Consider the following 24,694-nt stretch of genomic DNA (forward strand, 5'->3'; position numbering starts at 1 on the left):
GACGCCAGGCCTCACACCAGCCCGTGCGAGAGCAGGTAGGTGATGGCATGGGCCACCATGGCCGCCTCCAGGCCATAGCGCCAGAACAGGAAGCCGCCCACGGCGCCGTGGACGACCTCGAACAGCAGCAACTGCAGCACCAGCGCGTCCGACAGGCCGCCCCAGGTGCTCCAGGCCAGGGCCAGCTGCAGCATGCCCCACAGCATGGCCGACAGCATGACGGACCACCAGCCCAGCGTCCATCCCGGGCGGCGGTCTGTGCGTCCGCTCAGCCGCCACAGCAGCCACATCACCAGCGTCATGCCGCCCAGCCGCATCACCAGCTCGGCCGTGATGCCCGCGTACAGCATCTTGGCGCCCAGCGGCATGGCGTAGACGGGGTCGATCAGGGTCAGGTCGTCGGGCCAGGCCAGGGCCAGGGTCACCAGCCAGGCCGCGCCGACCACGCCACCGGCCAGCCCCGGCAGCGTGAGGTAGCGCACGGCGCGCTGGGGCGAACGCCCGGCCACCCAGGTGGTCAGCAGCGGTGCGGACAGGCCCAGCCGCGGCCCCAGCCACACGCCCACGCCCACGGGCAGGGCCAGCAGCGCGGCCATCACGCCAATGCCGGTGAGCGGCGTGACCAGCGGCTCCACGGGCAGGCCCAGCATGCGCATCCAGTCGGGCAGCACGAACCAGGCCATGGCCGCCACGCCGGGCAGCCCCAGCAGCCAGAGCACCGTGAAGATGCGCCAGCTCAGCCGGGGCAGTGCGGGTGCGGCATAGGCCGATGGGGCGGGCATGAGAGTGGACACGGGGCCGGTGGTGGGCAGGCTGGCGTTGTCAGTCACGCATCAAGGCTTCTATCTCGTCGGGCTCCACGGGCACGCCGCGCGTGATCAGCTCGCAGCCGGTCTCGGTGACGATGGCATCGTCCTCGATGCGGATGCCGATGTTGTGGAACTGCTCGGGCACGCCGGCCGCAGGGCGCACGTAGATGCCCGGCTCGATGGTGGTGCACATTCCCGGACGCAGGATGCGGCTGGGGCGGTTGGTGATGGTCTCGCCCGACAGCGGGTCCTTGCGCTCGTGCGACTGGCCCAGCTCCGAAGGCTCCACATAGCTGCCGCAGTCATGCACGTCCATGCCCAGCCAGTGGCCGGTGCGGTGCATGTAGAACTGGAAGAAGGCGCGCTGCTCGATCACGTCCTGGGCATTGCCATAGACCTTTTTGTCCAGCAGGCCCAGATCCAGCATGCCCTGCGCCAGCACGGCCACGGTGGCGTCGTGCGGATCGTTGAAGCGCGCGCCGGCCCGCGTGGCCGCCACGGCAGCCTTCTGGCTTTCCAGCACCAGCTCGTAGAGCGCGCGCTGCGGGCCGGTGAAGCGGCCATCGGCGGGGAAGGTGCGCGTGATGTCGCTGGCGTAGCCGTCGAGCTCGCAGCCGGCGTCGATCAGCACCAGTTCGCCCGCGCGCACGGGGGCCTTGTCGGCCTGGTAGTGCAGCACGCAGGCATTGGCGCCGGCGGCCACGATGGAGCCGTAGGCCACGTACTGCGAGCCCTGCTGGCGGAATTCATGCAGCAGCTCGGCATCCAGGTGGTATTCACGCACTTCCTGGCCTGCGCGCAGCATGCGCGCCGAGCGCTGCATGGCGCGGATATGGGCCTGGGCGCTGATGGCGGCGGCGCGGCGCATGATGTCCTGCTCGTGGGCGTCCTTGACCAGGCGCATCTCGTCCAGCAGCGTGCACAGGTCGCCCTGCTCGGACGGGCACAGCGCGCCAAAGCGCACCCGTGCGCGCACCTGGCCCAGCCAGCCTTCCACGCGCACGGCCAGCCCTTCATGCGTGGCGAACGGATACCAGAGGCGGCCCCGGTTCTCCAGCAGGCGGGGCAGGCGCGTATCGATCTCGGCGCTGGAGAACGCCTGGCTCACGCCCAGCGTGGCCACGGCAGCCTCGGGGCCCAGGCGGATGCCGTCCCAGATTTCGCGCTCCAGGTCCTTGGGCTGGCAAAACAGCACGCTGGAGCCATCGGCGGCCAGTACCAGGCAGGCATTGGGCTCGGCAAAGCCGGTCAGGTAATAGAAATAGCTGTCGTGGCGGTACAGATAGCCGGTGTCCCGGTTGCGCTGGCGCTCGGGAGCGGTGGGAATGATGGCGATGCCGCCGGCGCCCAACTGGGCGGCCAAGCGTGCGCGGCGTTGGGCATAAACAGATGTCATGCAGCTATCGTACTGCCGTCCGGGGTTCTCCACAGTCCCCGGAACAGGGGAAGGAGGGGGGGCAGCCGGCCGGCGTCAGGTGGACTTCAGCGCAGACACCGTCACTGCCCCAGGGCGCGCCGATTCCAGGGCGCCTTCATCAGCATGCGCGCCAGTCCGCAAAAGCCGGTGGCACCCGCCACGATCAGACCGCAGCCCACGAAGGCCGAAAGCAGGTGCCACCACGGTGAAACCGTGGCACCGAGCACGGCGCCCAGCAGAGCCAGCCCGCCCGCACCCAGTTGCACCTGGCGCTGCAGCTCCAGCGGCTGGCGGCTGTCTTGCAGCACGGGCAGGCCTTCGGCCTTCCAGGCGTCCAGGCCGCCGTCGAGCACATGGCCGACACAGCCGGGCGGCAAGGCAGCCGCCAGGGCCTGGGCGTTGAGCCGCGTGCGGTTGCCGGAACGGCAGTGAAAGACCACGGCGGCCGGCGCATCGCCCCAGGCCTGGGCGCCCAGGCGCTCCATGGGCATGCTGCGGGCGCCTGCCATGCGTTCGCGCGCATGTTCGTCGGGCGCGCGGATGTCGATGAGCCAGGCGCCTTGCGCCTGCAACTGGCGGGCGGCCTGGGCCGAGATGAGGGGAAGGGACATGGGACGACTCCTGGGGTGGGGGTTTTCAGGGACAGAAGATGCTCTTGAGTGCCGCCACCAGCTTTTGCGCATCGGGATCGGCGATGCGGTAGTACAGGGTCTGCGACTCGCGGCGGTAGGCGACCAGGCCCTCCTCGCGCATGCGCGCCAGATGCTGGGACAGGGCCGACTGGCTCAGCGGGATACGCTCCAGCAGCCCGCCCACCGACAGCTCGCCATGCTCGATCAGCAGGCACAGCACCAGCAGGCGCCTCTCGTTGCCCACGGCGCGCAGCAGGGCGGCGGCGCGCGCCGCACCCTGCTGCAGGAAAGCCTGTTCGGAGGAGAGGATGGGTTGGTTCATGATTAAGAAAAATCTAATTTAGCAAATTCTAATATACTTGCCGGCAGGCTGCACTGGAGCCATCGACAAAGGAGTGCTTTCATGACCTCGCCGCTGCGCATCGCGCCATTCTTCGACGAAGCCACCCATACCGTGACCTACCTGGTCTGGGATGCGAACACGGGCGAGGCCGCCGCCATCGACCCCGTGCTCGACTACGACCATGCCAGCGGCCAGGCCCACACCGGCTCGGCCGATGCCGTGCTGGCCGCCGCGCAGGCCCAGGGCCTGCGCCTGCGCTGGATCCTGGAAACCCATGCGCATGCCGACCACCTCAGCGCGGCCCCGTACCTGCGCGAGCGCACGGGCGCCCCGATCGCCGTGGGCGAGCACATCCGCGAGGTGCAGCGCATCTTCCGCCCCGTCTTCAACCTGCCCGCGCCCGCCGGGGAGCCGCCTTTCGACCGACTGCTGGCAGACGGCGACAGCCTGCCCCTGGGCGGGCTGCGCATCGAGGTGCTGCACACGCCCGGCCATACGCCCGCCTGCGTGTCCTACCGCATCGAGGATGCGGTCTTCGTGGGCGATACGCTGTTCATGCCCGACTACGGCACGGCGCGCGCCGACTTTCCGGGCGGCGATGCGCGCACGCTGTTCCGCTCCATCCAGCGCCTGCTGGCCCTGCCGCCCGCAACACGCCTGTTCATGTGCCATGACTACAAGGCGCCGGGCCGCGACCGCCACGCCTGGGAAACCACCGTGGCCGACCAACGTGCCGGCAACGTGCATGTGCACGCGGGCGTGGACGAGGCCAGCTTCGTGGCCATGCGCAACCGGCGCGACGCCACGCTGTCCGCGCCCGCCCTGCTGCTGCCCGCCATCCAGGTCAACATGCACGCAGGCCATTGGCCCGAGGCCGAGGCCAACGGCGTGCACTACCTCAAAATTCCGCTGCGCATGAAGCATCGGCCCCAGGCAGCGGACGCGAAGCAGGCGTAGAGTCGTCCGTTGGCTCCCCCACCCCTCTTGCGACACCCCCAGGACAAAGGACCTTCCATGATCCACAGCGCCCATGCCACCAGCACGGACACCCCCTATCGCGTCACGCTTGGCGACCCCCAAGGCCACAGCTGGCATGTGGACGAGCCCGCGGACAAGGGCGGCGGCGACACGGCGCCCAACCCCCTGCAGCTGCTGCTGTCGGCCCTGGGCGCCTGCACCACGGTCACGCTGCAGATGTATGCGGCGCGCAAGCAGTGGAAGCTGGAGCAGGTGGATGTGCAATTGCGCCTGAACCCCGAAGGCACGCCGGCCAGCGGCAACCTGATCGAACGCCAGATCACCCTGCAAGGCGACCTGGACGACGAACAGCGCCAGCGCCTGCTGCAGGTGGCCGAGGCCTGCCCCGTGCACAAGCTGCTGGCCGGCGAAGTGCACATCCAGACCGCGCTGCAGCTGCCCGCCTGAGCGAAGGACTGGCCACCATGCAAAAGGCCCTGCGGCAGGTATGCCGCAGGGCCTTCGGAGTGGACGGGGACATGGCCGGCGTCAGGCTTCGCTGACCTCGATCTCCCCCGTATCGACATAGAGTTCGAACTCCCGCTTGGCCAGCGACACGGTGATCGGCTGATCCTCCTGGGTCCAGGACAGCACATAGCTTCCGATGGCCGTGGCCACCTGCACACGGGTGCCACGCGGAATGTCTTCCAATTGGCCATCGCCTACCCGGTGCTGCACATTGCCGGTGACCGTGGCTTCGAATTTCTCGGGGAATCGCTGGACTTCCACGGCGCTCTGGACCGCCTCTTCAGCGGCTTCGGCGTGCGTCTGTACGGATGTATTCATGGCGTTTTCTCCTGTAAGAGTGAGGCCGGCGCCCGCCAAAAGGACGGGCGCCGGGCCGTTCCTCGAATGTAAACAATGTTCCTGAGAATGCGCTGTCAGCGAACAGGCCCAATATCTGCGATCCTGGTTTGCCTGCTGCGCCGAGCTGCACGACACTGGTGGCCTCCCCCACGAACCAGGCCGATCCGCCCATGTCCGACACGTCCCCACCCAACTCCCAGCCCCAGCACCTTCCCACCCGCACCGCCGACGTGGGCGGCATTCCCATCCAGCGCGCCATTCCGCAGCGCGCCCTGCGCAAGGTCGGTGCCTGGTGCTTTCTCGACCACGCCGGCCCCGCCGATCCCGCGCCGCCCGGCATGCAGGTCGGCCCGCATCCCCATATCGGCCTGCAGACCTTCACCTGGATGATCCGCGGCGAAGTGCTGCACCGCGACAGCCTGGGCAACACCCAGATCATCCGGCCCGGACAGGTCAATCTGATGACGGCAGGCCACGGCATCGCCCATTCCGAGGAAAGCCAGACGCCCTCGCACATCCACGCCGCCCAGCTGTGGATTGCGCTGCCCGAATCGCACCGCAACGGTCCGCCCCGCTTCCAGCACTACCCCGAGCTGCCCAGGACCACGGTGGGAGACTTCACGGCCACGGTGCTGGCCGGCGAGGCGCTGGGCCTGACGTCGCCCGCCGAGGTGCACACGCCCCTGATGAGCGTGGACCTGCATGCGGACAACGCACGCAGCGCCAATGCCGTCGCCACGTTGCCGCTGCGCGCCGATTTCGAGCATGCCGTGCTCAGCCTGGAAGGCGACGTGCGCGTGAACGGCCAGCCGCTGCCGGTGGAGGAATTGCTCTACCTGCCCCTGGGCACGCCCTCGGTCGCCATCGAAGCGGCGCCCGGCAGCCGCCTGCTGGTCATTGGCGGCGAGCCCATGGATGAAGCCATCTTGCTGTGGTGGAACTTCGTGGCGCGCACGGGAGAGGAAATCGCCGAGGCCCGCGCGCAGTGGGAGGCCGAGACCCGGCAGCCCGCCACTGCGGCGCGCCGCTTCGGACCGCCGCTGGCTTCGCCCCTGGCGCCGCTGCATGCGCCTTCGCTGGACGGCGTGGTGCTGCGCGCCTCGCGCTGAAACGCGCCGTACCGCAGTCTTCGCGGCGATGGCCGCCCCAGCAAAAAGGCGCCCCGAAAGGGGCGCCTTGCCGTTGATGTTGCGGGAGTTTCGAGGGTCAGGCCGGGCTGGCCGCATCCACCTCGGTGCCATCTTCCACGCCGCGCACGCTCTCGCGGCCATGCTTGTCCTTGAGCTTGCCCAGATCGGTTTCCACCGCCCGCTTCAGCTTATCGATGGCGGCGTTGAAGGCGTCCTTGACCTTCTCGGCCTCGGCGTTCACGGCGATCGGCGGGCGTCCATTGGCCCGGGTCTCCAGAACGCAGCGCTTGCCGGGAGCCCCCGAGGTCTTGAGCGCATCGACACCCGTGAGGAACACCTCCACGCGCACCACATAGTCCTTCAATCTCGCCAGCTTGGCGTTGATTTCTTCCTGCGCCCATTGCGCCAAGGACTCGCCACCCTGGATCGAATCGTCGGCATGAACCTGAACTTGCATGCATATCCTCCTAGTCGCCAAAAGCCGCACCACCGGCGCGGCGGGGTTGTCGGGGCCATTGATGAACTGGCGAAACCATCGTAACGCCATGCGGGCTGCCTGCACAGCAAGTCGCACCCTGCGTCGTCAGGTTTTTCGCACTGCAGCATCCGCAGTCCCCACCCTGCCTACAGGCTACACCCAGAGGGACGACGCCGGGTTCAGCGCGCTGAAGAAGCTTGAGATGCCTCAAGACAACTCTTGCATTCACCTACACCTATTTGCGGTGATGGCCCTGCGCCGGTCGCGGGCGTTCAACCCCTTCCTACAGGTCGCAGGCACGATTGGGCTTACAACGTGACCATCAGGACTTTCCCCTTGCCCACCACCCCATGAGCCCACTTGCCTCACGCCGCCTCAAGATCGGCCTTTCGGCCTGTTTCTCCCATGCGGACCCGCAGCGTCCGCTTTTCACGGGCAAGACGCTGCAGTACGTGGAGCAATCGATAGCGCACTGGATCATGTCGGCCGGCGCCATGGTGGTGATGGTGCCCTGCCCCACAGGCGAGACCGCACGCGGCGACGTGACGCTGGAGCACTATGCCGAGTGGCTGGATGGGGTGGTCATGCATGGCGGCGCCGATGTCTGGCCCGGCAGCTATGGCGAGGAACCCATGCGCCCCGAATGGCTGGGCGACCGCGTGCGCGACCTCTACGACCTGGCCGTGGTCGAGGCGTTTTCCCAGGCCGGCAAGCCCATCTTCGGCGTCTGCCGCGGTCTGCAGCTGATCAACGTGGCCTTCGGCGGAACGCTCTACCAGGACATCGAGACCCAGGTGCCCGGCTCGCAGCTGCACCGCAATCCCACCGAGTACGACCGCCACTACCACGACATCGCCATCGTGCCCGGCAGCCGGCTGGAGGCGCTGTATCCCACGCTGGACCGCGCACGCGTCAACAGCATCCACCACCAGGGCATCAAGGACGTGGCGCCCGAGTTCGATGTGGAGGCCTGGAGCCTGCCCGACCGCATCCCCGAGGCCATCTTCCGCAAGCCCGGCACGCTCAAGAGCTACATCGCGGCCACGCAGTGGCACCCCGAATTCCAGTTCCGCAACCCCGACACCAGCACGCTGGATGACAGCGTGCTGCTGCGCGACTTCCTGGCCGCCTGCTCACGCGCCCGCGTGAGCCCGGCCGTGAGCCACAGCCCCTTCCAGATCCGCAACCGCGCCGCGCGCCTGCTGCGGCGCGCCTTGCTCCGCAGGCATTGACGGCCCGGCGCCGCCAAGCGCCTGCGCCACCACCTGCTGCAACTGCCCGCGCAGCCACGCATGGGCGGGATCGGCCTGGTGGCGCGCGTGCCAGATCATGAACATGGGCAGCGGCGGGCAGTCCACGGGCACCGCAACGCTGGCCAGCGATGACAGGGCCGTGCGGCCCAGCAGCGATGGCGCCGTCGCCAGCAGCGGCGTGCCGCGCACAAAGGCGGCCAGCGCCGCAAAGCCCGGCACGCGCACGGCAAAGCGGCGCTCCAGCCCGCGCGCCTGCAGTTGCAGGTCCAGGTCCAGCGCCTGGCGGTCGGCATAGGCCACGGTGGCGTGGTCGGCCTGCAGATAGTCGGCCAGGCTGGCCGGCGGCTGTCGCACGGCGCTGTCATAGAAGACGGCGTACTCATCGCTGAACAGGCGCTTTTGCACGATGTCCGTGACATCGGGCGGGCGCGGGCTGATGGCCAGCAGGCAGGCGTCCGAGCGCAGCAGTTCGGCATCGGGCGCGCCGCTGTCGATCACGCGCAGCACCGTCCGGGGCGCGGCTGAGCGCAGGCGCCGGGCCAGTGCGGGCAGCAGCAGCTCGCGCTGCAGGTCGTTGGCGGCAATGGTGATCTCGGCACGCCAGTGCGCGGGGTCAAAGCTGGCCCCCCGGCCGAACTGCTGCATCTGCCGCAGCAGCTCGCGCGCCGGGTCCTGCAGCGCCAGTGCATGGGCCGTGGGCGCAATGCCCCGCCCCTGCCGCACGAACAATCGGTCGCCCGTGATGGCGCGCAGCTTGTCCAGCAGATGGCTGACGGCCGATTGCGTCACGCCCAGGCGCTGCGCCGCCGCCGTGACGCTGCCGGTCTCCAGCACGGCCAGCAGCAGTTGCAGCAGCCTGCCATCGAGCTGCGATCCATCGATTTGTCTCATGCATTCCATGATTGGCCGCCGCTTTATCTTTGGCAACGCGGACCGGACACTGCCGCTGATCCAACGCAAATACCGGAGACAAAACATGGCCGATCAGCCGCAGATTCCCGGCACCACCCTGTTCGACGGCAGGCAGGCCCGCAAGGGCTATGCGCTCAACAGCATGTGCTTTTCCTTCAACGAGCTGGCCAACCGCCAGGCCTTCCTGGCCGACGAAGAGGCCTATATGCGCAGCTACGGGCTGAACCAGGAGCAGGCCGAGGCCGTGCGCGCGCGCAACGTGCTGCAGATGATCGCGGCCGGCGGCAACGCTTACTACCTGGCCAAGCTGGCCGGCATCTTCCACCTGGACATGCAGGACATAGGCGCCCAGCAGACCGGCATGACCAAGGCCGAATTCCAGGCCCTGCTGCGCTCGCACGCCTGAGCCCCGCCGCAGCCCACACGCAAGACACAGCACAGGAGACACCCACCATGGCACATCTCATCGGCGGCCTCGGCACCTCGCACATTCCCGCCATCGGCAACGCCATCCACAAGGGCCTGCAGAACGAGCCGTACTGGAAGCCCTTCTTCGACGGCTTCCCGCCCATCCGCGAATGGCTGGCCGCCCAGCGCCCCGACGTGGTGGTGGTGTTCTACAACGACCACGGCCTGAACTTCTTCCTCGACAAGATGCCCACCTTCGCCGTGGGCGCGGCCGAGCGCTACTGCAACGCCGACGAAGGCTGGGGCATTCCCACGCTGGCACCGCTGCGCGGCCACGCGGAGCTGTCATGGCACCTGATCGAGTCCTTGGTGGGCGAGGACTTCGATGTGGTCAGCTGCCAGGAGATGCTGGTGGACCACGCCTGCACGCTGCCGCTCAAGCTGTTCTGGCCCGAGGGCGACTGCCCTGTGGCCGTCGTGCCGGTGTGCATCAACACCGTGCAGTTCCCGCTGCCCTCGGCGCGCCGCTGCTATGCGCTGGGCCAGTCCGTGGGCCGGGCGATTGCGCGCTGGAACAGCGACCAGCGCGTGGCCGTCATTGCCTCAGGGGGCCTGTCGCACCAGCTCGATGGCGAGCGCGCGGGCTTCATCAACAAGGCCTTCGACCTGCAGTTCCTTGAAAGCATGGCCACCAATCCCGAATGGGCCACGCAGTTCAGCGTGCATGAACTCGTGGAAAAGACCGGCACCCAGGGCGTGGAACTGCTGATGTGGCTGGCCATGCGCGGCGCCCTGTCCGCGGCTGCGCCCGGCGTGCGCCGCGTGCACGGCAACTACCACATACCGATCTCCAACACCGCCACGGCGCTGCTGGCGCTGGAGGCGGTCTAGTCGCAAAGCACAAAGGCCGCCGGGCATGCCAGGCGGCCTTTGTGCTCTGCGTAGCCGTGCGGACCGGGTGTATCCCGGCCGTGCCTCTCAATGGTGGTGGCCGTGGCCGCCGTGCACGTGGCGGTGCTCGATTTCCTCGGGCTTGGCCGCGCGCACTTCGGTGACCTTGCAGGCAAAGTGCAGCGCCATGCCGGCCAGCGGGTGGTTGCCGTCCAGCAGCACCACGGGGCCCTTGATCTTGACCACGTGGTAGATCTGGGGCTGGCCCTGGTCATCGGTGCCGCGCAGCTGGCCGCCGACCTTCACGCCGGGTGGGAACTCGCCCTTGGGGATGGTGCGGGTCAGGCTCTCGTCGCGCGCGCCGAAGGCGTCTTCCACGGCCAGGTCCACGGTCAGCGTGTCGCCCACGGTCTTGCCGTCCAGGGCGGCTTCCACCTTGGCGAAGATGTTGTCGTAGCCGCCATGCAGATAGGCCACATCGCCCTTGTCGAGCAGCTTGCCCAGCTTGTCGGTGATCTTGTAGTTGATGGTGACGGCGGTGTCTTTGGTGATGTTCATGGCAAAGGCCTTGGAAAACCGCAGCGCAAAAGGCGCGCCGCGCAAAGCCGCCATTGTCGGCGACCTGGGGCATTCCAGCGTCGGGACCGGGGGTTCACCGGCTGCCCAGCCTCAGCCCAGGCACTCGCGCGCGCATTCGAGCAGGCTGCGCGCCCAGCGCGCGCGGGCCGAGGTGTTCAGCCACAGCAGGCCGACCTTGCGCGCATCGGCAGGCCGGGGGCCTTCGCCGCCGGCCTGATCGGGCAGCGCCAGCACGCGCACGTCGCGGCCCTGGGAAAGCACGGGGCCGATGTCGGGCACCAAGCCCACGCCCAGCCCCTGGTCCACCATCATGGCCACGGCCAGCACCGAGTTCAGTTCCATGCGCTCCAGCGGCGCAATGCCCTGGGCGCGCAGGTAGCGGTCGGCCAGCCGGCCACCGGCCAGGGATCGGTCGTAGCGCACCAGGGGCCGGGTGCGCAGCAGGGCCAGCGGGTCCTGCTGCGCATCCCGGGCGCGGCACAGCACGACCAAAGGCTCCTGGCGCAGCTCGGCCCAGCACACGGTCTTTGGCAGGTCGAACGAGGGTTGCAGGCAGATCAGCACGTCCAGCTCGGACTGGACCAGGGCCGTGTACAGCTCGGGCGTGAGGCCGGCGCGCACGCTGATGCGCACCTCGGCGTGGCGCGCCACGAAGGCCCGCATCACGGCGGGCACAAAGCCGTGCAGCGCCGTGTTCACGGTGCCCAGCCGCAGCTCGCCGCCGTCCGCGTCCGAGGCCACCCATTCGCGCAGGCCCTCGAAGTCCTGCAGCAATTGGCGGCCGCGCTCGAACAGCCGCTCACCCGCCTCGGTGGCGCGCACGCTGCGGCCATGGCGCACCAGCAGCGGCGCACCCAGCTCGCCTTCCAGCACGCGCATCTGCTGGGCAATGGCCGAGGGGCTCAGATCCAGCTGGCGAGCGGCCTCGGACATGGAGCCGGTGTCCACCACTCTCAAGAAATTGTGTATGTATCTCACGTCCATTTCACACATTTTCTTGAATCACAACGCAGATGCAACTGCTGTTTTCCCAGGCTGCGCTGCACCACACTGCGTGACAACGACTATTTCAGGAGACAGACGCATGGATTCCCGGCCCACCGCTCAAACCGCTCAAGCCTCTCAGAACTCTTTGCCGCGCCGGATGTGGCTGTCCGCCGCCGCCGCCGCGCTGGCCGCCTGTGCGCTGCCGGCCTGGGCCCAGAAGCGCGGCAGCCGCCTGGTGGTGCCGTTTGCGCCGGGCGGCGGCAACGATGTATTTGCGCGGCAGATGGCGCATGGCCTCAACGAGTCCTTCGGCTACGGGATGATCGTGGAGAACAAGGCCGGCGCGGGCGGCAACCTGGGCACGGAAGCCGTGGTGCGTGCGGCCGGCGACGGCGGCACCTGGCTGCTGAGCCATACGGGCACGGTGTCCATCAATCCCTCGCTGTATCCGGGCCTCAAGTTCAATGCGGCCACCGATCTGCAGCCGGTGGCCATGTTCGCCTCGTCGGCCCTGCTGCTGGTGGTGCCGGCTTCCTCGCCCGCGCGCAGCGTGGCCGACCTGGCCGAGCAGATGCGCAAGCGCAGCGGCGAGATGAACTACGCCTCCAGCGGCTCGGGCACGGGCGGCCACCTGACGGGCGAGATGTTCGCCCACGCGCTGGGCGCCAAGGCCATCCATGTGCCGTACAAAGGCACGGCCCCGTCGCTGACCGACCTGGTGGGAGCCAATGTGGACTTCAGCTTTGGCGTGATTCCCGCGGCCATGGCCCTGGTGAAGGCCGGCAAGCTGCGCGCCCTGGCCGTGACTAGCGCCAAACGCCAGCCCCAGCTGCCCGACGTGCCCACGGTGGCCGAGTCCGGCGTGCGTGCGCTGGCCGACTTCGAGAGCTCGCTGACCTACGGCATCCTCGCGCCCAAGGGCACGCCTGCCGAGACGGTGCGCGCGCTGGGGCGCGACGTCCTCAAGGTGGCGTCTGCCGAATCCTTCCAGTCGCGCCTGGGCATCGAGGGCGCCGTGCCGCTGCTGGGCGATGGCGCGCAGTACGCGGCCCGCATCCAGGTGGAGAGCGCCAAGTGGGCCGCCGTGATCAAGGCCTCGGGCGCCACGGCCTGAGACCGGCAAGGACAGCATGTCATTGGTGAAGGACTATCTGGGCCCGGCCGACAGCGGCCACTGGTTTGCAGACGCGCGCTGGCTGGACGCGCTGCTGCGCTTCGAGAGCGCGCTGGCCCAGGCCCAGGCCGACTGCGGCCTGGTGCCGCGCCCGGCCGCCGAGGCCATAGCGCGCGCCTGCGCGCAGGCGCCGCTCACATGCGAAGGCGTGGTGGAGCAGGCACGCGCCAGCGGCGCGCTGGGCCTGGCCGTGGTGCGGCCGCTGCAGCAGTGGCTGCAGGCCCACGCCCCGGAAGGCCTGCCCTGGCTGCACTGGGGCGCGACCACGCAGGACGCTGTGGACACGGCGCAGGCCCTGCTCACGCAGCAGGCCCTGCAGGCGCTGCTGGCCGAGCTGGACGCGCTGCAGTCCGCACTGCAGGCCCTGGCCCGCACGCACGTGGCCACGCCCATGCTGGCGCGCAGCCTGCTGCAGCCCGCGCAGATCACCAGCTTCGGATTCAAGTGCGCGCAGTCGGCTGCCGCCGTGGGGCGCAGCATCGAACAGTTTGAAAGGCTTGCCACCGCTGCGCTGTGCGTGCAATTGGGCGGCGCCGTGGGCAATGGCGCCGTGCTGGGAAGCCACCGTGCCGAGGTGGAGCAGGCACTGGCCCGGCGCCTGGGCCTGTCGGCCTGCGGCCGCAGCTGGCATACGCAGCGCGACGACTGGATGCGCCTGGCCATGGAAGCGGCTGTGTGCGGCGGCAGCCTGGCCAAGCTGGCCCGGGACTGGTCGCTGATGGCGCAGTACGAGGTGGGCGAGATCGCCGAGGCGCCGCGCGGCAGCACCTCCAGCGCCATGCCGCACAAGCGCAATCCCGTGCACCTGATGCAGGCGGTGGCACAGGCCCAGGCCATCCCCCAACTCGCGGCCCTGCTGCTGGGCTGCATGGCCCAGGCCCATGAACGCGCGCTGGGCGAGTGGCAGGCCGAGGTCGCGCACTGGCCCGACCTGTGGCGCCATGTGCATGGCGCCGCCGCCGCATTGCGCCAGGCCGCGCAGTCGCTGCAGGTGCTTCCGCAGCGCATGCTGGGCCATGTGCGGGGCCTGCACGGACTGGTGTTTTCAGAGGCCTGCGTGCACGCCATGGCGCACTGGACAGGCAAGCCCGAGGCCCTGGCCGCCGTGGAGCTGCTGGCCCCGCAGGCGCTGGAGCAGGGACGCGAGCTGCGCCTGCTGCTGGCCGAATGGGCCGCGCCCCGGCTGGACGCAGCAGCCCTGCAAGCGCTGCAAGATGCGCTGGCCCGGGCCTGCGACCCGGCCCGCGCCGTGCAGGCATCGCATGATGCATGCCTGGCGCTGCTGGCAGCGCCGCAGACCCACGCCCACGCCAATGCCCATTCCCATGCTTGACACAGGAACCCCGCCATGACCGAACCTTCCGCCGACGCCCTGCAGCGCGGCCTTGCCAACCGCCGCCGCGTGCTGGGCGATGAATGGGTGGACCAATCCGTGGCGCGCGCCAACGAACTGAATGTGGAGTTCCAGCGCATGATCACGGCCTACGCCTGGGACGGCATCTGGAGCCGCCCCGGCCTGGAGCGCCGCACGCGCCGCATCATGGTGCTGGCCATCACGGCCTCCATGGGCCGCTGGGAAGAGTTCGAGCTGCACATCCGCACGGGCCTGCTGGCCGACCCGGCCGATGCCGAGGCCGCGCCGCTGGACCTGGACACCATCCGCGAAGTGCTGCTGCAGACCGCCGTCTATGCCGGCGTGCCCGCAGGCAACACCGGCATGGCCATCACGCTGAAGATCCTCAAGGAGCTGGGGCGCACGCCCGCGCCGGCCAGCTTTCATCCACCCGCAGACACGGCCTGACGCGGCCTGACCGGACTCAGGCGGCCGGAGGCTGCTCCTCGGCCGCAGCGCCCGGGTAGCGCGCAAAGCGCCGGTTCTCTGCGCCATGCACCGGGTCCTGCTCGGCCCAGGGCCACCCGCCGAACTGGGTACGCCGGTAGTCCTGCATGGCCTGCATGATTTCCTGCTGCGTGTTCATCACGAAGGGGCCGTACTGCGCCACGCTCTCGCCAATGGGGCGGCCCTGCAGCACCAGGCATTCCACGGCGTCGGCGCCGCTGTTGTGCAGCTCCCAGTCCTGCGTGGCATCCACATGCAGGGCCGCATGCTGGGCCAGGGCCGTGGGCCCGACCTGCAGTGCCTGGCCCGCAAAGAAATACAGCATGCGTTGCGTGTCCGCACCGGCTGCGCGCGGCAGCGTCCAGCGTGCGCCGGGCTCCAGGCGCAGCGTCCAGATGGCCACGTCGCCCTCGGGTTGCGAGGCCCAGGATTCGGGCGGCGGAGGCAGGGCGGCCGCCGTGCCGGGCAGGCTGCCTGCGACCACGGTGACCACGGTCCTGCGGCCTGCGGCGTCTGCGTGCTCCAGGCGCGGGATGCGCTCATTCCAGAACATGGTGAAGTGCGGCTCCACCATCTTGGAGCGCGCAGGCAGGTTCAGCCAGATCTGGAACAGCTCCAGCGGATTGGGCGCGTCGCTGTTGAGCAGCGGGAACATCTCCGAATGCTGGATTCCCTTGCCGGCCGTCAGCCACTGCACGTCGCCGCCGCCAAAGCGCGCGGCCGCGCCCAGCGAATCGGAATGGTCGATCAGGCCCTTGCGCACCAGGGTCACGGTCTCGAAGCCGCGGTGCGGATGGCCGGGAAAGCCCGGCACGCCATCGCCGTGGTACATGGAAAAGCCGTCCTTGCGGCTGAAGTCGCTGCCCATCTGGCGGCCTTCCAGGTCCACGGCCTGCACGCCCAGGCGGCCATCGCTGGGCGGATAGGCATCGTCATGGTGGGCACAGAACAGGAAGGGGTCCATGGTGGGCCACAGCGGGCCCAGCGGCTGGCTCTGGAGGACGGGGGTGGTGGCTGCGGTCATCGTGGCTCCTGTGAGGCTGCGCCCGCAAGAAAAAAGGGGGCGCTGCATTCTCGGACAGATGCGGCCCCCGCGCCGGTTTTGAAAGCCACCATGGCTGGGACAGTGCGGCCCAGGAATGCAACGCCCGCCGGGTCAGTTGCGCGGCGGCGTCACCAGGCCCTTTTGCACGGCCGGGCGCGCCACGAAGGCGGCCAGCACGCGCTGCAGCTCGGGAAAGCGCTCCCAGCCCAGCAGTTCGGCCGCGTTGTAGCCCTGCTCCACCACCATGTTGCGCACCCAGGGCCACAGGGCGATGTCGGCAATGGTGAATTGCTCGCCCATCACCCAGGCGCGGCCTGCGAGGCGGCGCTCCAGCACACCCAGCAGGCGCACGGACTCGTTCACGTAGCGGTCGCGCGGGCGCTTGTCCTCGAAGTCCTTGCCCGCGAATTTGTGGAAGAAACCCAGCTGGCCGAACATGGGGCCGACGCCACCCATCTGGAACATCAGCCACTGCAGCGTTTCATAGCGCGCGGCCGGGTCGGCGGGCAGCAGCGGGCTGCCGGACTTCTCGGCCAGGTAGACCAGGATGGCGCCCGACTCGAACAGCGCCAGCGGCTTCCCGCCCGGACCCTGCGGGTCCAGGATGGCCGGGATCTTGTTGTTGGGAAAGGTGTCCACGAACTCGGGCGAGAGCTGGTCATTGCTCTCGAAGCCCACGCGGTGCGCCTCATACGGCAGGCCCATCTCCTCCAGAGCGATCGACACCTTGACGCCGTTGGGCGTGGGCAGGGAATACAGCTGGATGCGGTCCGGCTGCGTGGCCGGCCACTTGCGCGTGACGGAAAAGGCGGAAAGCGGATTCTGTGGAGTCATGGGGCACCTTGAAGGCTGGACGGGTTCGCCAAGAAATCGATGGCCGCTGCATCGTAGCGTTCGGCGCCCAGCCATGCTTGGCACGCCAAATAATGGCGGCCCGGCCCTGCCGCCGGGTCATGACAACCCACGCAGATTGCATGGCCAGTCTCCCCGCTCGCCGCCATGCACCGGCTACCGAGGCGCTCGGATGGAGGCGCACGGCTGAACCGAGCACCGCCCGCCCGGCGCAGCTCTCAGCGCGGCGCGACGGGCTTCTGGACCAGGGCCACGCTCAGGCCGTCCGGCGTCACCGTGATGGCGCCGGGCTCCATGTTCAGAGAGTCCATCAGGGCCAGGTCCTTGTCCTGCAGCTGGTAGAGCACGAGCTGGCCCAGCGCCTGCTCGGCCAGGGCGCTGGCGTAGGTGGTGATCATGTCGCTCATGGCGGGGGCCAGGTCGTTGATGACCAGGCTGTTGACCTTGATCTGGTGGGCGCGCAGCGTGCGGTCCGTGGGCTCGTAGCGCAGCGCGAAGTCCAGGTTCAGATGGCCGCCATAGGCTTGCTTGAGCACGGGTCCCGACAGATCGGCCTGCAACACCGCATTGAGCGCGTTGCGCTCGGGCAGCAATCCCAGCACCGGCGAATGCAGCTTGAGCTGCAGCATGCCGGCCACGGGGAATTGCCGTGGAAAGCGCTGGGCCACCACCTCCTGCAGCCTTTGCCGCGAAATCGAGACATTTCCAGGCCCGGACTTTCCCGAACATCCGGTCGCAGCCAGGCTGCAGCCCGTGGCCAGGACCATCAACAAAAAGCGGCGATTCATCACGACAGCACAAGCCCCAGAAAGCCCGACACGAAACCCTGAAGCGCCATGCATGCCATACGCATGGCGCTATGTTTTTTGAGATCGGCATTGTCCCGCCAGGGGCTATTCCCTGTCCCTGCAGTGGGTGTTGCCCGGCACCTGCGCGAAGGCGCTTCACAGCGAGCGCCCATCAGACATAGGCAGTACCGCCACCCGTACGGAAACATCACCCAATCCTTCTGGCCGGCCCTCCCGCCCGCCCAGCTTTGCCGCGGCCTTGGGCACGGCCCTCCACCGGCGCATTAATTTATTCATATATTCATTCATTGATTTGCATAAATCATTGATTTTTAATAAATTACCCCCTATTTTTATTCATTCATCAATTGATTCCCATGGCCTTGGAAGACCTCTCCACCCAGGTACTGGCGGCACTGCGCCGCCAGGGCGGTGCGCTGGCGGCGCGCGAGCTGCAGCAGATGCTGGGCGTGAGCCAGCCCACCGTGTCGCGCGCGCTGGCGCCGCTGATCCGGTCGGGCCAGGTGCGCAAGGTGGGTGCGGCGCGCACGCAGCGCTATGTGCTGCCGCGCCAGGTGGCGGGCGTGGGCGCCGAGGTGGCCATCATGCGCGTGGATACCGAAGGCCACGCATCGCCCTTCGGCCGCATGATCGCGCTGCACGGCGGCGGCTTCTGGGTGGACGAGGCCGATGGCCTCAGCGAGCAGCACGACGGCCTGCCCTGGTTCCTGGACGACATGCGGCCCCAGGGCTTCATCGGCCGCACCTTTGCGCACAGCCATCCCGAACTGCAGTTGGGCGGCGACCCGCGCCAATGGGGTGAGGACGACGTGCTGCGCGCCCTGGCCCGATTCGGCGAGGACCTGCCGGGCAACCTCATCGTGGGCGAAGCCGCGTTCGAGCGCTTCCACACCCTGCCCGCCCGCGCGCTGCGCGCCGAGTCGCCGGCCGAGTATCCGCGCCTGGCCATGCAGGCCATGCAGGGCACGCATCCGGGCTCGTCGGCGGGCGGCGAGCAGCCCAAGTTCTGCTGCACCACGGCCGGGCGCAGCGTCATCGTCAAGTTCTCCCCGGCAGGCGACGCGCCGGCCGAGCAGCGCATACGCGACCTGCTGGTCTGCGAGCATCTGGCGCTGCAGACCCTGGCCGAAGACGGCCTGCCCGCCGCGCGCACGCGGCTTTTCATTGATGGCGGCCGGGCCTTTCTCGAATCGGAGCGCTTCGATCGCAGCCAGCCCGAGCCGGGCTGCGCACCGCCGCCGGACCGCAACCCCGGACGCATAGGCATGGTCTCCCTGCAGGTGCTCAATGCCCAGTACGTGGGCGAGGTGGACAACTGGGCCGCCACGGCCAGCCGCCTGGCGGCGCGTGGCCTCATCACCGAGACCGATGCGCGCAGCCTGCGCCTGCTCGAGGCCTACGGCCAACTCATCGCCAACACCGACCGGCACTACGGCAACATCTCCTTCGTGCTGCCGCAGCCGCAGGGCGACTGGGCGCTGTCGCCCACCTACGACATGCTGCCCATGCTCTACATGCCCATCAATGGCGAGATCGTGGAGCGCGACTTCAGCGCCCAGCCCCCGCGCCCCACGGCCGCCACGCTGGCCGAATGGCCGCGCGCCCAGGCACTGGCGCGGCGCTTCTGGCGGGCCGTGGCGCAGGATGCGCGCATCTCCGGGGAATTCCGCAGTATTGCCGAAAGCAATCTTGATGCCCTTGCCGCTTGATTTTCAAGCACCTCCAATGGAATCAATGACACCACCTGTTGATAACCAATAGAAATCCTCTTGAAAAATCTGTGCATATTGGTTGGAAAAACCTCTGCACAAACTGTTATCCATCTGCGTAGAACCGGCCATCCACAGCCTCGGCCCGCCACCGCCTGCACAATCGAAGCTTTCCTCATCCGACCAGACACGGGCCCCCGATGACCAGCATTGCACCCTCCTCCGCCGTAGACCCCCGCATTGCCGACGTGCTCGGCTACTGGCTGGGCTCCACCCGCCCCGACAATGCAAGCGCCCTGGCCTGCAAGAACCTGTGGTTCATCAAGTCCGAGGCCACCGACAACCAGATCCGCGAGCGCTTCGGTGCCCTGGTCGAAGACGCGCTGGCCGGCCGACTCGACGCCTGGGCCGGCACGGCGCTGGGCAGGCTGGCGCTGATCGTGCTGCTGGACCAGTTCACGCGCAACCTGTTCCGAGGCACGGCGCGCAGCTTTGCGGGCGACCCGCAGGCGCTGCAGCTGGCGCTGGACGGCATCGCCCAGGGCCATGACCGGCATGCCGACCTGCCCGCCGTGGCCCGCATCTTCTGCTACCTGCCGCTGGAGCATGCCGAGGACCTGGCCCTGCAGGACCGCAGCGTGGCCGCCTTCCAGGCACTGGCCGACCAGGCCGGTGACACTGGCGGCGAGGGCGTGCGCGAGTTCCTGGCCGGCACGCTGGACTACGCCCACCGGCACCGCGACGTCATCGTGCGCTATGGCCGCTTTCCGCATCGCAATGCCATCCTGGGCCGCACCAGCACGCCCGAGGAACTGCAGTACCTGTCCCAGCCCGGCGCAGGGTTCTGAGAGCGCAGCAGATCTCCTTCACCCACAAAAAAAGGGAACGTGCCAACGTTCCCTTTTTGCTTTCGGCGCGCTGCCGGCATTCAGGCCGGCTGCGCCTGCGGCTGGCGCTCGCCGCCCTTGCGCTCGCCATCGCGCATGCGCAGCGCCCAGCGCTCGATGGTGTAGAAGGACAGCGCCGACAGCACCACCGAGATCGCCAGGCCCAGCACCACGACCACGGGCCACGAGAAGTCGGCGCGCAGATAGCGCACCACCGGGTAGTGCCAGAGATAGACGCCATAGGACAGGCGTCCCAGCTTCACCAGCATGGGCGACGACAGCATGTCGTAGACCAGGCCCGAGCCCTGGCTCACCGCCACCAGCAGCACAACGGCCGCGCACTCCACCACGGTGATGCCCCAGACCATGGCGTCCTGGTTGTCCCATTGCAGCGCCATCAACAGCGGCACGGCCAGCGGCACCCACATGGCGTGGTGCATGCGCGCCTTCAGCGCAGCGATGAAGTCCGGGCGCTCGATCATCAGCGCCGCCAGCAGCGCACCGGCGAACAGGCCCGAGGCGCGGGTGTCGAAGCGGAAGAAGATCTCATAGAAGTGCTGACCCTGGTCCACCCAGTACACGCGCCACAGCCAGCTCAGCGCCCACAGCAGGGCAATCGGGCGCCACAGGCGGCCCGGCTTGGAAAAGCGCAGCAGCAGCACCAGCAGCGGCGGCCAGATCAGGTAGAAGTGCTCCTCCACCGACAGCGACCACATGTGCAGCAGCGTGTCCGGGCTGTCGAAGAAGGCGATGCCGTAGTCGGCCAGATAGAGGATGGAGACCAGCGCATCGGAGTAGATGTCGTTCAGGTCCGGCCACAGCATGGGCGCGAAGATGCAGTACGCGGCCAGAAACAGGGCCAGCGCCGGCATCAGGCGGAAGAAGCGGCGGCGGTAAAAGCGCCAGAAGCCGATGCGGCCCTCGGAATCGTTTTCCATCAGCAGCAGCGAAGTGATCAGATAGCCGCTGAGCACGAAAAACAGGTCGACCCCGAAGAACGCGCCATCAAACAGAGGCGCATGGGAGTGCGACAAGATCACCAACAGGATCGCCACGCCCCTCAGCCCGTCAAGGGCGGGGTTGTAGCGCAGTTTGAAATCCTTGACCACCAAAACCGGACACCTTTCCAACGCCGGAGCAATGGGCCCCGAGCCATGAACAAACCCCAAGAAAATGGAGCACGCGGCCATGGCGCAGCCGGCCCCGAAGGGTGCAACGCATGGTCCAGCGCGATAAGAGAGACGGCACGTCCCAAGGTTCCCGGCGGATGCGGTGAACAGCAATCCGCGTGCCGCGGTGCGGCGCGCCCTGAGGATGCGGGCCACCTCGACGGGCAGCCCTGCGTGCACGAACAAGCCCCGCTTGAGCGGGGCCAGGCCGATGAATTTCAGCGAAATCCAATTCTAGCCATCACCGCCCGGGGACGAGGTTCGATGGACATTCAGCCCGGGATCCTATGCCCCCGCCCTGCCGTCCACTCGCCTTTCTTCGCACGCCGCGAGTATGGGAGGCGCCCTGCAGCCAGAACGTAACAGGAGGTTTGTGCTGGCGCCGCTGCACCCTGGCCCGTTCCACCCCGTGAAGCCACCGGCGCACACCGGGCAGGGGCGATGGATGCGCCGTCAACAATTTGGAACAAAACGACGCCAATCCCAATGAACACAAGCATTCACCGCTATCGTTTTTATTCTTCAGGCGTACAGCGGGATGAGACGGCGTCCTGCAGACCCCGGTGCGCGGCACTGTCTGCCTGAACCGGCTGCTGGCTCTTGGCGCGCAGATAGTGCTCGGTGAACAGCGCCAGGTAGCTCTCCAGCGCGCGGCCCGCGCGCCGGTCGCCCGCATCGCCCGTCAGCTCCAGGCACAGGGCGGCCACCTCGCTGGTGCAGAAGTGGTCTTCGCGCTGGGAGCGGCGCAGGCGGTACTGCGAGACCTGATCCGGGTGCAGGCTCAGCACCGGAAAGCGGTCCAGGTAAGGGCTCTTGCGGAACATCTTGCGCGCCTCGGGCCAGGTCGCATCCAGCAGGATGAACAGCGGGCGCCGCTCCTGGCCCGGCACGACCGCGGCCTGGGGCACCGGCAGCGTGTGCACCACGCGCTGCGGCGGCTGTACGAACTCACCGGGAAACACCACATAGGGCTGCCACTGCGGATCGGCCAGCAGCGCCAGCAGGCCCGCATCGGCCTCGGTGCGCGCCCAGCCGAAGGCGTGCGTCTGCTCCACCACATCGGCGATCAGCCAGCCCGTGTTGCTGGGCTTGAGCGGCTCGGCATCGTGCATCAGCAGGCAAAAGCCTGCCCGCGTCGGCAGCATGGGCCGCAGCGCGCAGATGCAGTGCGAAGGCCGCAGCCGGCAACCCTCGCAGCGCTCACCACGCGGCCCGCCGCGCGACAGGAACGGCCGCGTGCTGCGCGCCAGCCGCTGCGTGCGCAGGCGCGACACCGCATGCGGCGCCACGCCCGAATCCACGCCACGCAAATAGGACAGGGGCACCGGAGACACCGGCGCCTGGGCAGGCAGCTCCATGCTCATCCCACGCTTTCCAGCTCGAACAGCGGCAGCTCGGCGCGGCGGCTCAGCCACACGCCGCCGCCCAGTTCCTTGAAATGCTCGGCCAGCCCGCGCCGGTACAGATCGGCCCGGTGGCGGAACAGGCGCGGATCGGTCAGATCCTCATCGATCACGCCGCGTTCGTAATCCTCGCGCGCCACTGCCTCCACATACAGACCGCCTCGGCTCAACCGCCCCAGATTGGCCAGCGCGCGCTTGAGATCCGGCGGGCTCAGATAGGGCAGCACGCCCTGGCAGATCACCAGATCGAAGGGCTCTGCAGGATCATGCGCCGCATAGTCCACCACCGAGCCGCGCTCCCAGCCGAAGCGCCCGCACAGGTACTCGCTGAACTCCACGCCGTGGTAGCTGGCACCGGGGAAGTGGCGCTGCACCGCCTCGCGCCACAGACCGATGCCGCAGCCCACATCCAGCACGCGGCGCACCGGCACCCGCACATAGTTCAGATAGGAACACACGAAAGCGCCCAGCCGGTTCACATGCTCGGTGTCGACCACGCTGGTCTTCTTGTCGAAGTAGTAGCGCTGGTAGTACGCCTCGTCGAACCACTGGTCACTTGCTGATTGCACGCATTCTCCTTGGGGGGTGAGCGCCCGGTGGGCGCGTTCGGGCGGGAGTATGGCGCAGAGGGCAGTGGGTATGGGAACGCGTGTTTTTTGCCCCTGCCGGGTGATGCTTTTTTCCGAGGCCGGGCCTGTCCGGTTGTCGACCAATTTCTTGATCGCCCGCATAAGCCAAGACAGTTGCTACTCCGCAAGACAGACTGATTTGCATATCAGATCACAACAACAGCCGCCCAAACATCTAAAAAACTGCGAGATATGACAAAAAAATCAGGATTGCATAATTTTACAAATTCAATCCAACCACTCAATACCCATCATGGCTAACATATCAACGGCAATTACGATATCCAGCAAAATACCAAATTAACACCCATGGGCCATCGGCAGGCCTACATCATTGGTACTAAAATGCTAATAATTGATAGAAATGGAATAGCAATCCACTCCCTTATAAAGCGAGCCATCGCACCCACCATTGAACGTGGTGAAATGAAGGAAATTCATGGCATCATTGTTCATCAAACTGGAGGATCGACAGCACAGTCTTCAATTGATAATTACAAAAACCCATCAGCAAATGGAGCACATTTCCTGATAGAGAAAGATAGAACAATATATCAAACCGCTTCCCTTTACAAACAAACATGGCACATTGGCAAAATAAAAGCGCGTTGTTTATTGGAAAAGCGATGCACGCCAGTTGAATTAAAATCGTTACAACGCTTCAATCCAACCCAAGAGAACAAGCGCGAGATGCTGAAAAAGGTTCCAGCACGATTTCCGGCCAACCAAGACAGCATTGGCATTGAATTGGTAGGTGAAGCACTTCCTCGTGGCGGGAACATACCAGACGAAAAGAAAACTTATCAGGCCGTTACAAGCGAGCAGAACAATGCACTACAGTGGCTTATCGCGGAATTAACGCTGACACTAAGAATATCTATGAGCGAAGTTTTCAGGCACCCAGAAGTCTCTAGAAAAAATCCTACGGAAGCGATTTCAGCAAAATGGTGAGATCACTATTAACCTTACCCCTGCTAGTTGTTATGGCTAGCACCGCCTCCGCCGCCAATCAATGCACAAAAGGCTCAGAGTTCGAGCCGCCACTGTGCCCACTGATACTTCCCAAGATCAGCCAGATCACCATCCAGGAAAACGCGGCCAAATCGCCCGTCGAAAAAGACCCAGCGGTGAGTTGCGCCAACTTTGTCCTGACCATCTCCCAGGTGCGCCGTTATTTTCAACAGGCAAAAACCACCAACGAAAACGACGCACACTACACGCTAGACTGGTCGCCCTGCTATGCAAGCGGCGAAATCGCATTCAGCGATGGCAGCCGTGGAAGTTGGAGCATCAACCAGTTCCGGGGCGGTGCGCTGTTCCTGGAGGGCAGGGACAAGACGGTATTGCACTGCCCAAAATGCAAGTTCAAGCCATTTCAATGGTGATTGTTCTGGCGCGGCACCACGTTGGCCAATCGCAATAAAAACAGCCGAGTGCAGCTATGGCACATCGGCTATTTGCATTTTGGCGTTTCGACGTCAGGGCTCCAGCCCCGAAAAAACACCGTCCGGCAC

The 24,694-nt window shown here is 67.1% G+C and carries 28 protein-coding genes; 13 read left to right on the forward strand and 15 right to left on the reverse strand.

Annotated features, from left to right (window positions below):
• Positions 1-11: 11 nt before the first annotated feature.
• From ACRSCF_RS28920 to ACRSCF_RS28935, 4 genes are all read right to left on the reverse strand, one after another.
• Positions 12-830 (reverse strand): abortive infection protein, encoded by an 819-nt coding sequence (locus tag ACRSCF_RS28920; protein WP_244387622.1) that lies wholly within the window; start codon positions 828-830, stop codon positions 12-14.
• Positions 823-2,205 (reverse strand): aminopeptidase P N-terminal domain-containing protein, encoded by a 1,383-nt coding sequence (locus ACRSCF_RS28925; protein ID WP_244387623.1) that lies wholly within the window; start codon positions 2,203-2,205, stop codon positions 823-825. The genes ACRSCF_RS28920 and ACRSCF_RS28925 overlap by 8 nt, the downstream gene beginning before the upstream one ends.
• A 101-nt stretch (positions 2,206-2,306) precedes the next feature.
• A complete protein-coding gene (locus ACRSCF_RS28930) occupies positions 2,307-2,837 on the reverse strand; it encodes a rhodanese family protein (RefSeq protein ID WP_016449844.1) in 531 nt (176 codons plus the stop codon).
• Positions 2,838-2,862: 25 nt separating this feature from the next.
• Positions 2,863-3,180 (reverse strand): ArsR/SmtB family transcription factor, encoded by a 318-nt coding sequence (locus ACRSCF_RS28935; protein WP_017404646.1) that lies wholly within the window; start codon positions 3,178-3,180, stop codon positions 2,863-2,865.
• 81 nt (positions 3,181-3,261) lie between these two features.
• Here ACRSCF_RS28935 and ACRSCF_RS28940 point away from each other — a divergent pair, with 81 nt between their 5' ends.
• Complete coding sequence (locus ACRSCF_RS28940) at positions 3,262-4,158, forward strand: MBL fold metallo-hydrolase (protein WP_017404645.1); 897 nt, start codon at positions 3,262-3,264, stop codon at positions 4,156-4,158.
• A gap of 57 nt (positions 4,159-4,215) precedes the next feature.
• Positions 4,216-4,626, forward strand: a complete 411-nt coding sequence (locus ACRSCF_RS28945; RefSeq protein WP_244387624.1) for an OsmC family protein — start codon at positions 4,216-4,218, stop codon at positions 4,624-4,626.
• Positions 4,627-4,707: 81 nt separating this feature from the next.
• Here ACRSCF_RS28945 and ACRSCF_RS28950 read toward each other — a convergent pair whose 3' ends face one another.
• Positions 4,708-5,004 (reverse strand): hypothetical protein, encoded by a 297-nt coding sequence (locus ACRSCF_RS28950; protein ID WP_016449848.1) that lies wholly within the window; start codon positions 5,002-5,004, stop codon positions 4,708-4,710.
• 191 nt (positions 5,005-5,195) lie between these two features.
• On the opposite strand from ACRSCF_RS28950, the gene ACRSCF_RS28955 reads away from it, so the two are divergent.
• Positions 5,196-6,134 carry a pirin family protein gene (locus ACRSCF_RS28955; RefSeq protein ID WP_016449849.1) on the forward strand — a complete coding sequence of 313 codons (939 nt, stop codon included), beginning with the start codon at positions 5,196-5,198 and terminating at the stop codon, positions 6,132-6,134.
• 97 nt (positions 6,135-6,231) lie between these two features.
• Here ACRSCF_RS28955 and ACRSCF_RS28960 read toward each other — a convergent pair whose 3' ends face one another.
• Entirely contained in the window at positions 6,232-6,612 is a 381-nt protein-coding gene (locus ACRSCF_RS28960; protein ID WP_016449850.1) for an HPF/RaiA family ribosome-associated protein, read from the reverse strand.
• A 371-nt stretch (positions 6,613-6,983) separates the two neighbouring features.
• Here ACRSCF_RS28960 and ACRSCF_RS28965 point away from each other — a divergent pair, with 371 nt between their 5' ends.
• Positions 6,984-7,865, forward strand: a complete 882-nt coding sequence (locus ACRSCF_RS28965; RefSeq protein ID WP_012202849.1) for a gamma-glutamyl-gamma-aminobutyrate hydrolase family protein — start codon at positions 6,984-6,986, stop codon at positions 7,863-7,865.
• Here the strand turns inward: ACRSCF_RS28965 and ACRSCF_RS28970 are convergent.
• Positions 7,767-8,786 carry a LysR family transcriptional regulator gene (locus ACRSCF_RS28970; protein WP_244387625.1) on the reverse strand — a complete coding sequence of 340 codons (1,020 nt, stop codon included), beginning with the start codon at positions 8,784-8,786 and terminating at the stop codon, positions 7,767-7,769. The genes ACRSCF_RS28965 and ACRSCF_RS28970 overlap by 99 nt on opposite strands.
• Positions 8,787-8,862: 76 nt before the next feature.
• On the opposite strand from ACRSCF_RS28970, the gene ACRSCF_RS28975 reads away from it, so the two are divergent.
• Together ACRSCF_RS28975 and ACRSCF_RS28980 are read left to right on the forward strand one after the other, a co-directional pair.
• The gene (locus ACRSCF_RS28975) at positions 8,863-9,204 is read left to right on the forward strand and encodes a protocatechuate 4,5-dioxygenase subunit alpha (RefSeq protein WP_016449852.1); all 342 of its coding nucleotides are present in this window, start codon (positions 8,863-8,865) and stop codon (positions 9,202-9,204) included.
• Between the two features lie 47 nt (positions 9,205-9,251).
• A complete protein-coding gene (locus ACRSCF_RS28980) occupies positions 9,252-10,097 on the forward strand; it encodes a class III extradiol dioxygenase family protein (RefSeq protein ID WP_244387626.1) in 846 nt (281 codons plus the stop codon).
• 87 nt (positions 10,098-10,184) lie between these two features.
• Here the strand turns inward: ACRSCF_RS28980 and ACRSCF_RS28985 are convergent, their stop codons facing one another.
• Together ACRSCF_RS28985 and ACRSCF_RS28990 are read right to left on the reverse strand one after the other, a co-directional pair.
• Positions 10,185-10,655 carry an FKBP-type peptidyl-prolyl cis-trans isomerase gene (locus tag ACRSCF_RS28985; protein WP_026062580.1) on the reverse strand — a complete coding sequence of 157 codons (471 nt, stop codon included), beginning with the start codon at positions 10,653-10,655 and terminating at the stop codon, positions 10,185-10,187.
• A 111-nt stretch (positions 10,656-10,766) separates the two neighbouring features.
• Positions 10,767-11,660 (reverse strand): LysR family transcriptional regulator, encoded by an 894-nt coding sequence (locus ACRSCF_RS28990; protein ID WP_047326367.1) that lies wholly within the window; start codon positions 11,658-11,660, stop codon positions 10,767-10,769.
• 100 nt (positions 11,661-11,760) lie between these two features.
• Here ACRSCF_RS28990 and ACRSCF_RS28995 point away from each other — a divergent pair, with 100 nt between their 5' ends.
• The 3 genes from ACRSCF_RS28995 to ACRSCF_RS29005 are packed head-to-tail and all read left to right on the forward strand — an operon-like array spanning position 11,761 to position 14,638.
• Entirely contained in the window at positions 11,761-12,777 is a 1,017-nt protein-coding gene (locus ACRSCF_RS28995) for a Bug family tripartite tricarboxylate transporter substrate binding protein (protein WP_034366900.1), read from the forward strand.
• Positions 12,778-12,793: 16 nt separating this feature from the next.
• The gene (locus ACRSCF_RS29000) at positions 12,794-14,170 is read left to right on the forward strand and encodes a lyase family protein (RefSeq protein ID WP_034366897.1); all 1,377 of its coding nucleotides are present in this window, start codon (positions 12,794-12,796) and stop codon (positions 14,168-14,170) included.
• 15 nt (positions 14,171-14,185) lie between these two features.
• Positions 14,186-14,638, forward strand: a complete 453-nt coding sequence (locus ACRSCF_RS29005) for a carboxymuconolactone decarboxylase family protein (RefSeq protein WP_013804545.1) — start codon at positions 14,186-14,188, stop codon at positions 14,636-14,638.
• A 16-nt stretch (positions 14,639-14,654) separates the two neighbouring features.
• Here ACRSCF_RS29005 and ACRSCF_RS29010 read toward each other — a convergent pair whose 3' ends face one another.
• The 3 genes from ACRSCF_RS29010 to ACRSCF_RS29020 form a co-directional block, all read right to left on the reverse strand.
• On the reverse strand, positions 14,655-15,701 hold the full coding sequence (locus ACRSCF_RS29010) for a pirin family protein (protein ID WP_012202840.1): 1,047 nt from the start codon (positions 15,699-15,701) through the stop codon (positions 14,655-14,657).
• A 132-nt stretch (positions 15,702-15,833) separates the two neighbouring features.
• Positions 15,834-16,556, reverse strand: a complete 723-nt coding sequence (locus ACRSCF_RS29015; protein WP_013804547.1) for a glutathione S-transferase C-terminal domain-containing protein — start codon at positions 16,554-16,556, stop codon at positions 15,834-15,836.
• Between the two features lie 236 nt (positions 16,557-16,792).
• Positions 16,793-17,242: a DUF1439 domain-containing protein gene (locus ACRSCF_RS29020; RefSeq protein WP_223275342.1), complete on the reverse strand. Its 450-nt coding sequence runs from the start codon at positions 17,240-17,242 to the stop codon at positions 16,793-16,795.
• Positions 17,243-17,739: 497 nt separating this feature from the next.
• Between ACRSCF_RS29020 and yjjJ the strand changes: the two genes are divergently transcribed.
• Positions 17,740-19,092, forward strand: a complete 1,353-nt coding sequence (gene yjjJ / locus ACRSCF_RS29025) for a type II toxin-antitoxin system HipA family toxin YjjJ (RefSeq protein ID WP_244387628.1) — start codon at positions 17,740-17,742, stop codon at positions 19,090-19,092.
• 200 nt (positions 19,093-19,292) lie between these two features.
• Complete coding sequence (locus tag ACRSCF_RS29030; RefSeq protein WP_432675172.1) at positions 19,293-19,940, forward strand: DUF924 family protein; 648 nt, start codon at positions 19,293-19,295, stop codon at positions 19,938-19,940.
• An 80-nt stretch (positions 19,941-20,020) separates the two neighbouring features.
• Here the strand turns inward: ACRSCF_RS29030 and ACRSCF_RS29035 are convergent, their stop codons facing one another.
• The 3 genes from ACRSCF_RS29035 to ACRSCF_RS29045 form a co-directional block, all read right to left on the reverse strand.
• Positions 20,021-21,169 (reverse strand): acyltransferase family protein, encoded by a 1,149-nt coding sequence (locus ACRSCF_RS29035; RefSeq protein WP_016449864.1) that lies wholly within the window; start codon positions 21,167-21,169, stop codon positions 20,021-20,023.
• 494 nt (positions 21,170-21,663) lie between these two features.
• Positions 21,664-22,512: a tRNA-uridine aminocarboxypropyltransferase gene (locus ACRSCF_RS29040; RefSeq protein WP_244387629.1), complete on the reverse strand. Its 849-nt coding sequence runs from the start codon at positions 22,510-22,512 to the stop codon at positions 21,664-21,666.
• Complete coding sequence (locus ACRSCF_RS29045) at positions 22,509-23,120, reverse strand: class I SAM-dependent DNA methyltransferase (RefSeq protein WP_016449866.1); 612 nt, start codon at positions 23,118-23,120, stop codon at positions 22,509-22,511. Before ACRSCF_RS29045 ends, ACRSCF_RS29040 begins: the two co-directional genes overlap by 4 nt.
• 369 nt (positions 23,121-23,489) lie before the next feature.
• On the opposite strand from ACRSCF_RS29045, the gene ACRSCF_RS29050 reads away from it, so the two are divergent.
• Both ACRSCF_RS29050 and ACRSCF_RS29055 read left to right on the forward strand, forming a co-directional pair.
• A complete protein-coding gene (locus tag ACRSCF_RS29050; RefSeq protein ID WP_082254180.1) occupies positions 23,490-24,131 on the forward strand; it encodes a peptidoglycan recognition protein family protein in 642 nt (213 codons plus the stop codon).
• A gap of 32 nt (positions 24,132-24,163) precedes the next feature.
• Complete coding sequence (locus ACRSCF_RS29055; protein WP_016449868.1) at positions 24,164-24,565, forward strand: hypothetical protein; 402 nt, start codon at positions 24,164-24,166, stop codon at positions 24,563-24,565.
• Positions 24,566-24,694: the final 129 nt, after the last annotated feature.

The organism is Delftia sp. 11MD (genome assembly GCF_050907895.1).
Classification (GTDB): domain Bacteria; phylum Pseudomonadota; class Gammaproteobacteria; order Burkholderiales; family Burkholderiaceae_C; genus Comamonas; species Comamonas tsuruhatensis.